We start from the raw sequence: 6,403 nt of genomic DNA on the forward strand, positions 1-6,403 counted from the left end.
CCCGTCCAGCCTTTTCATTATGTTTTTCCGCAATAGTGTCCAGCGTTTAAACTGGCGCCTCATGCTCAGTAATCGCCAGGACAAACGAAGACACATTGACGCCCCCTGAATTTGGCCGATCATATCTCAGGCATTCGAAACAAGCAGAATGGGACTTCATGCTGCACAGCTTTGCGCACCTCTCTAGAATGGACGATCGAGAGGTTTCGGCCATCAGGACTTTAGTTGCAAACCTGTTTGGTGCTTTTCATTCCGAAGTAAGCATCGTCGGCGTCTTTTTCCATGACGAACGTACGCCCGTAACGATCTACCCTTTGCCTTACAATCAGTTCAAGGTTGCAGTCCTGCTACCTTCTCATCAAGCGAATGAACCGCTCGCGCGATTGGTTCACCTATCCCATGAACTGGTGCATTGCCTCATGCCGAATGGCCAGCCGCCCCACCAAGCCACCGTTCTCGAAGAGGGCCTCGCAGAACACGCAAAGATCTATCTATCTGAAATGTTCTACCGCGGAGAATTTCCTGATTTCGATTTCAAGGAGATGCTTGTCGGTAAGTATCGAGACGCGTTCGGCCTTGTGGAGGAACTCGTTGAGACCCACTCTTTAGAGGGGATGAGGGAGGGCATCAGGAACTTGCGCGAAGAGACCGGCTTACCATTTGCAAAGATCACCGCCGACCACCTCGCAGTTCAGTTTCCGAATGCCTCGCGTAGTCTGATGGATCGGCTTTGCGCCCGATTTCATTGACCCGGGTGACTCGGTTTCTCACCAAGTGGTAGCGGAGGACCGTTGCGTCCCCGGAAACGGGGCCATCAACTGTCTACGGATCAGTTTCTAGGGTTGCTCCGCTGCCCTAAGTATCTTCATACATTGAAGCTGTCGGTCGTCTCTGAACTCACCCACGGCCCGTTCTTTGTAGCTGTCCACAGTGTACACCGGTACCTCGTACGCCGCGATGATCATATCCTCCATTACGGCATAGGTCTTTTCCGAAGCGCCTGTCTTCGCCGCCTCGAGCGTACTTTGTAACGAGAGTCCTTCCTGGCGCCGCTTCATCACCGATTCGGCAATATTGCCTACAGAAGCGCAGGTCTTTCTATCGGCGTCCGAAGCGTGCCCGTCATTCGCAGTCGCAGCGACAATAATAGCCAAGGCATAGAACGAGTATTTCACGGAGCCCCCCCTCATTTCCGAGAGGAACCTGCCAGATGCAAGGACCGGGCGCAACAACTGGTGGCCCCCGAAGACCCGCGAACACGCGCCCCTCCGCTTTCGATTTGCCCTTTTTGTGGCCCAAGCCACCCATTGCAAAGCGTCGCAACCGTCCGTATCTCTAAGTTGCAGAACGGGCAGCGAGGCAACATGGGCGTAGCAGAAGAGTTCACTCGGTTCAAAGACAACTATAACATCGGCAAAGAGCAGATCAGCTCTATATCCCAGCGATATCGGCGAATAACGTCCAGATTGAACAAGGACTTCTGGAATACAGACTCGGAAACCGCACACAGTCTGTACGTCGGATCTTATGGTCGTGATACTGCCGCGAAGGGTCTAAGCGACCTAGATGTCGGGTTCCTGTTGCCGGCCGCAGTCTATTACAAGTACGATGCGTACAACTCCAACGGCCAATCTGCCCTCTTGCAAGCGGTTCGAAACAGCCTTCAAAATACTTACTCTACTTCCGCCGTAGGTGGAGATGGTCAAGTAGTCGTTATCAACTTCAATGACGGGGTGACTTTCGAAATCCTGCCTGCCTTTGATAACCAGGCGGGTACTTGGACCTATCCGGACTCAAACAACGGAGGTAGCTGGAGAAGGTGCGATCCACGGTCAGAATTTAAGGCAATTGACGATCGCAATAAGCAAAGCAACGGCAACCTGAAGCACCTCTGCCGGATGATGCGTGTTTGGCGCGATCACAACAATGCTGGAATGTCGGGCGCTCTAATTGATACCCTTGCGTACCAGTTTATGGGCAACTGGGCACACCGGGATAAGTCCTTCCTGTACCATGACTATATGGCGAGAGACTTCCTGCAGTTCTTGTCCAATCAGGACAAAACCCAACAGTACTGGAAGATGCCGGGAAGTGGACAATCCGTCCACAAAACGGGTGCGTTCGTTGATAAAGCAAAGATAGATTACGATTACGCAGTCGAAGCTTGCGACATGACCAATGCGCCGGACGGGCGCGATCGGCGCGCGAAATGGAGGCTAATCTTTGGTAGCACCTTCCCCGCTTGATCCGGAGCGATTTGGCTTCGAATCTCAAATTCGCGAGTGCTACGGCCGCTGCGCTTACACGCACAAAACCCACGAAAAGATGGCGGAAGCGTTAAGCTTGCGTCAAGCCCGTGGCAAGTGGGCGAACATTATCGTTTCCGCATTGGTGACGATTGGCGCGGTAGGCGTGGTCTTTGACAAGGGATCGATCTTCGCCAAATACGCTACGGCGTTGCTTTCAGTCAGTAGTTTGATCCTCAATGCGTTTTTCAAGAACATGGACCCCGGCGCGCTTGCCCAGAGGCATCGCGAAGCCGCCTCCGACATCTGGAACATTCGCGAAGCGTACCTAAGTCTCCTCACCGATATCTTCGACGCCAGTATCCCGCTCGAACAATTGCGCAGCCGCCGTGATAAGCTCCAAGCCTCCCTTCACAAGATTTATCACGGTGCACCGCACACGAACGGCAAAGCGTACGGGAAGGCCCAGAACGCACTTAAAAACAATGAGGATCTAATGTTCTCCGAACGCGAACTTGATTTAATGCTTCCAGATAGCCTTCGCCGAGGTGGTCGACCCATTGCTGCCCCGGCCTCCGCAGCCACAAATGCAGTTGCGGAAGCCGAAAATGACACTCGTTAAAGCCGGCCTTATGCCAACGGCAGGTTCGCCACGGCAGGCTCCTTCCCGTCCATAATCACCACCTCCCCGACGTCTTTTCCAACACCTCCAGAGACAGTGTAGGTCAAATCTACGCGTGCGATCGGAAACGCCGAGAAGATCTCGCGGACTTCCGGCCGATCGTTAAGTGAGATCATGAAGCGCCCTTTGATCGTCGCCAGCCGATCTGCCATCTCTGCGAACCGATCGCGGGTGAAGGCGTCCTTGCCATAGTCGCCCTCGTTGCCGAAATACGGCGGGTCCAGATAGAAGAGCACGCCAGGCCGGTCGTAGCGATCGATGAATTCCCGCCAGTCGAGGTTCTCAATCACCACGCCACCCAGACGCTCGTGCACTTCCTCCAGCACGATGCCGAGCCGGCCGATGTTGAAGCGCGCCGGGCCGCTTGTATCGACGCCGAAGTTTCGGCCTGTGATTTTGCCACCGAACGCCAGGCGCTGAAGGTAGAGAAAGCGCGCAGCGCGTTCGAGGTCCGTCAATGTCGAAGGGTCGGTTGCAGCGAGGCGTTCGAATTCTCGCCTAGAGGTCAGCTGAAACTTCATCACCTCCATGAACTGCGGGTAGTGCCGCTGCAGGATGCGAAAGAGCGTGATCACGTCTCCGGAGCGATCGTTGATCACTTCCGCCCTCGGGATCAGCGATCGGCGCAAGAACACGCCGCCCATGCCGACAAAAGGCTCGGCATAGATTGTATGTGAGCGTCCGGCGAAGGCATTTTCGCTTGGTCGAGAGGCCGATATTATAGGTCGCGTTTCATCTCGTCTGCCATTACGCGGTCGACCACATCCGGATCGCATTGTTCATCGACGAGAAACTGGCGGATTCCACCATCCCATGTCCGTATGTCGGCGAGGAGATTCTGGAGCTCGTCCACGCCGTTCTCGGTCAGGCCCTTTGTGCCGTATTCGCTGCCGTCGCGGACATAAAGCAATTCGCCTTCGCTGATATTATCCGAGTTGGCGGTCACCTCTTCGATCAACTCGAGGTTCTCGCCGATCATCTCAGCGACCTGTTTGAGGGTATAGATGATCCTTGAGCGTGCCATCACGCAGCCTCGTACCGGTCTTTTGCCGGAGTCCACTGCCACGGGAGCAGTTCCGCAAGTCGATCCTTGGGATGGCTCTGGATCCTGGTCAGGACGTCTGCCAGATAGGTCTCTGGATTGTGGCCATGGAGTTTAGCTGTTTCGATGATGGTCAGGATATTGGCGATGCGCTCGCCGCCCTTGTCTGACCCAGCAAAGAGCCAATTTTTTCTTCCAATTCCGAGTGGCCTCATAGCGCGCTCAGCTATGTTGTTATCGATTTCGACACGGCCATCGTCAATGTAGACGCTCAAAGCTGCCCATCGCGAGAGAGCGTATCGCATCGCTTCGGCAAGCTTCTGTTTCTGCGGCAGCGTCGAAAGCGACGTTTCAATCCAAGCCTTGAGGTCCGCCAGAATGGGTCTGGCGTGTTGCTGGCGCAGTGTTCGCCTCTCGTCGGAAGACATGCCGCGGATACGATCCTCGATATCGTAGAGTGCACCGATGCGCGACAGAGCCTCGTCGGCGATCGGAGATGGCTTGAGCTTGATCACATCATGGAACTTGCGGCGAACATGCGCCATGCAGGCGGCTTCGATGATCTGGTTGCCGTAAAGCTTGCTATAGCCAGCATAGCCATCCGCATGCATTACGCCGCTGAAGTCAGCGAGGTGTTCAGCCGGATGCACGCCCTTTCGGTCGGGGCTATAGTAATAGGCGATCGCTCCGGGCGTGGGATCCTGGTAGCCGCTGCCGTCGAAGACATAGACCCAGACCCTGCCGGTCTTCGTCTTTCCTCGTCCTGGATCGAGAACATCGACCGGCGTATCGTCCGTGTGTACTCGGTCGACCGCGGCGATATGGGCTCTGATCAGCAAGATGAGGGGCGAGAGCAGAACGGACACACGGCCAACCCAGTCCGCCATGACAGACCGGGAGATGTCTATCCCCAGCCGGTCGTACATCTCGGACAAACGATAGAGTGGGATATGATCGTCAAATTTGGCGACCATGATGTGTGCGAGCAGTCCTGGTCCAGGTTTCCCTCGCTCGATCGGCAAGCTCGGCATCTCACCCGATACCGTCGTGTCGCAGTCCTTACAGACCATGCGCTTCTCGATATGCCGGACGATCTTCACCGAAGCCGGCACATGCTCCATCACCTGGACCACCTTGTCGGCCGCCTTCAGGAACGACATGCCACCACAAGTCGGGCAACTGCAGGGCGCTGTGTACACCCGCTCTTCAGTTGGAAGGCCATCCGGCAGAGGTCTGCGTTTCGGCTTGTCGGGGGTATCATCCAGATCTGGCAGCAGGCCTTTTCCGGAACGAGCATCAGCCTCGGCGCGGGAAGCCTCGATCTCCTCGAGCATCAGCTCGAATTGCTCAATCTTCCGATCGATCTTTTCCGAGGATGCGCCGTGCTGCCGATGTCGGAGCAGTTCCAACTGCGCGCGCAGAAGGCCGATGATCGAGTCGCGTTTGATGACTTCGGCTTCTTGTGCGCTGAGTTTCGCCGCCTGTTCTGCGACGAGCGCGCGCAATGCCAATAGCTCGTCCTGACTGTCCAGCGGCGGTGCTTTCATGCCCAAAAACATAGCCGATTTGCAGCGAAAGCACTAGCGTTTTGCCCCGGATGTGCCTGTAAAATATAGCTTTTAACCCGTGCGGCCAGGGGCGGAAGTCCACGCTGGTCGGCGCCAGTCAATCCCCTCAACAAGCATCGACAACTGAGCCTGCGTCAGATGCGCAACACCATCTTTCGCCGTCGGCCAAGGAAAGTATCCGCGCTCGAGAATCTTGTAAAACAGGCAGAACCCTTGGCCATCCCACCATAGAAGCTTGATCCGGTCGGCGCGCTTTCCACGGAAGCCGAAGATCGCTCCGGAACCCGGCGCTTCCTTGATCACCGCCTCGACCATAGCAGACAGACCATCGATACCGCGCCGCATATCGGTCACCCCGCAAGCCAAGTAGACCCGCACATTTCCTGTCGGCCCGATCATGCAGCCTCAACACACGCGATCAACGATGACAACGTCTTGCGTTCAATGTCCGCCGGAACTTTCAAACTGCGACCATTTCGTAGCTGGATCTTGATAAGCGCGGGCGCCCCGCCGGCCGCCGGCATCTGCCCGAGGCTTACTTCGTTGACCAGGTGGACCGGAAGGAACGTTGCTGACACATCGAAGTGGCTAAGCGCTTTCCGCCATAAACGGATCTGCGCAGGATAAATGTCATGGCGACGAGCGACATCACCAATGCGAACGCCCGGTTGATCGGCTTCAGCCAATATCGCCAGCTTCGCTTCCTTCGACCACCGCCGCCTACGCTCAACGCCGGAAATGATCTCCATGCGAGCCATGCCAACCTCTCAGATCTGATATTAGTGCCAGCACTAATGCTGGTTCTAATGCCAGAACATCGCCTAACTGGCTCGTTCAGCAAAATCCGCTCACCGGACGCTCACGA

General features: G+C 55.8%; 9 protein-coding genes. 3 read left to right on the forward strand and 6 right to left on the reverse strand.

Going from position 1 to position 6,403, the window contains the following annotated elements:
• The first annotated feature begins 158 nt into the window (after positions 1–158).
• The gene (locus ACTJKM_RS05830; protein WP_440660016.1) at positions 159–749 is read left to right on the forward strand and encodes a hypothetical protein; all 591 of its coding nucleotides are present in this window, start codon (positions 159–161) and stop codon (positions 747–749) included.
• An 87-nt stretch (positions 750–836) separates the two neighbouring features.
• Here the strand turns inward: ACTJKM_RS05830 and ACTJKM_RS05835 are convergent, their stop codons facing one another.
• Positions 837–1,175 (reverse strand): hypothetical protein, encoded by a 339-nt coding sequence (locus tag ACTJKM_RS05835; protein ID WP_440660017.1) that lies wholly within the window; start codon positions 1,173–1,175, stop codon positions 837–839.
• Positions 1,176–1,364: 189 nt separating this feature from the next.
• Here ACTJKM_RS05835 and ACTJKM_RS05840 point away from each other — a divergent pair, with 189 nt between their 5' ends.
• Positions 1,365–2,246: an SMODS domain-containing nucleotidyltransferase gene (locus ACTJKM_RS05840; RefSeq protein ID WP_440660018.1), complete on the forward strand. Its 882-nt coding sequence runs from the start codon at positions 1,365–1,367 to the stop codon at positions 2,244–2,246.
• A complete protein-coding gene (locus tag ACTJKM_RS05845; RefSeq protein ID WP_440660020.1) occupies positions 2,224–2,868 on the forward strand; it encodes an SLATT domain-containing protein in 645 nt (214 codons plus the stop codon). The genes ACTJKM_RS05840 and ACTJKM_RS05845 overlap by 23 nt, the downstream gene beginning before the upstream one ends.
• Positions 2,869–2,876: 8 nt before the next feature.
• Here ACTJKM_RS05845 and ACTJKM_RS05850 read toward each other — a convergent pair whose 3' ends face one another.
• From ACTJKM_RS05850 to tnpA, 5 genes are all read right to left on the reverse strand, one after another.
• Positions 2,877–3,572 (reverse strand): DNA adenine methylase, encoded by a 696-nt coding sequence (locus tag ACTJKM_RS05850; RefSeq protein ID WP_440660021.1) that lies wholly within the window; start codon positions 3,570–3,572, stop codon positions 2,877–2,879.
• A 74-nt stretch (positions 3,573–3,646) separates the two neighbouring features.
• A complete protein-coding gene (locus ACTJKM_RS05855) occupies positions 3,647–3,952 on the reverse strand; it encodes a hypothetical protein (protein WP_440660022.1) in 306 nt (101 codons plus the stop codon).
• On the reverse strand, positions 3,952–5,517 hold the full coding sequence (tnpC, locus tag ACTJKM_RS05860; protein WP_440660024.1) for an IS66 family transposase: 1,566 nt from the start codon (positions 5,515–5,517) through the stop codon (positions 3,952–3,954). Before tnpC ends, ACTJKM_RS05855 begins: the two co-directional genes overlap by 1 nt.
• Before the next feature lie 72 nt (positions 5,518–5,589).
• Positions 5,590–5,937, reverse strand: coding sequence for an IS66 family insertion sequence element accessory protein TnpB (gene tnpB / locus ACTJKM_RS05865; protein ID WP_018240454.1), 348 nt, complete (start codon positions 5,935–5,937; stop codon positions 5,590–5,592).
• Positions 5,934–6,287, reverse strand: a complete 354-nt coding sequence (tnpA, locus tag ACTJKM_RS05870) for an IS66-like element accessory protein TnpA (RefSeq protein WP_440660025.1) — start codon at positions 6,285–6,287, stop codon at positions 5,934–5,936. Before tnpA ends, tnpB begins: the two co-directional genes overlap by 4 nt.
• Positions 6,288–6,403 lie beyond the last annotated feature (116 nt).

It is taken from the genome of Ensifer sp. 22460 (assembly GCF_052044935.1).
In the GTDB taxonomy this organism is placed as follows: Bacteria; Pseudomonadota; Alphaproteobacteria; order Rhizobiales; family Rhizobiaceae; genus Ensifer.